Origin of the sequence: Bartonella sp. CR127HXZ, from assembly GCF_042194555.1 — a bacterium.
In the GTDB taxonomy this organism is placed as follows: Bacteria; Pseudomonadota; Alphaproteobacteria; order Rhizobiales; family Rhizobiaceae; genus Bartonella; species Bartonella grahamii.
This window is the reverse complement of the sequence record NZ_JBHIMZ010000056.1, coordinates 341-986: the sequence shown is the minus strand read 5'-3', so window position 1 is coordinate 986 and position 646 is coordinate 341. Positions and strand designations below refer to the sequence as shown.

General features: G+C 45.0%; 1 pseudogene. It reads right to left on the bottom strand.

From position 1 onward, the window contains the following. Positions 1-646 (bottom strand): annotated as a pseudogene (locus ACFIKY_RS09025) (hypothetical protein); the annotation flags it as partial.

The following is a 646-nucleotide window of genomic DNA, read 5'->3' as shown; positions in this document are numbered from 1 at the left end:
AGGGAGAGGTTGCCCTCTGTTTCTATCGTGGTTTTGTTTGTAGTAACTTCTGTTGATTGTTGACGAAACTTATTCTTTTGCTTCGATTTGTCGCCTTCTTTGCCCCTCAGATCCAAATCAAAACTGTTAAAATCTTGCTCTGAAATCGCGTTGAGAGCGCCACCACTGGTGAAATCCCCATTGCCCTTGGCTTTAAACTTTCCCCCAAGGTTAAGTTCACCACCTGTGACAATGGTCAAATCTCCATCACTGTTGACTTCTGCCAAACGGTGCTCACTGCTTTGGGCGTTATAATGCCTTATGGTCCCTCTTTAGCACTAATGAACCAAACGTAGCAGAACCATCGACAATCACCGTCATCGGACCGCCACTGCTCCATTGGGCAGCAGTCATGCTTAAATCGCCAAGGGAGTGAATGTTTAAATCCTGTATAGAAATGATTTGAGCCTGCTGCCCACTGCGATCAACAAAACCATATTCATTCGTGTCACGGATTTTTGCAGTACCATCAATGATTGTCTTCGCATTGAGGGTGATGATATCCCCCAGAATAACACCGGAAGAATTGGCTAAAAGATCGCCACTGCTGAGATCTACAGCACCGCTGCCAAGCAAAAAACCACCATCATTAAACAAAGTTTGCGTA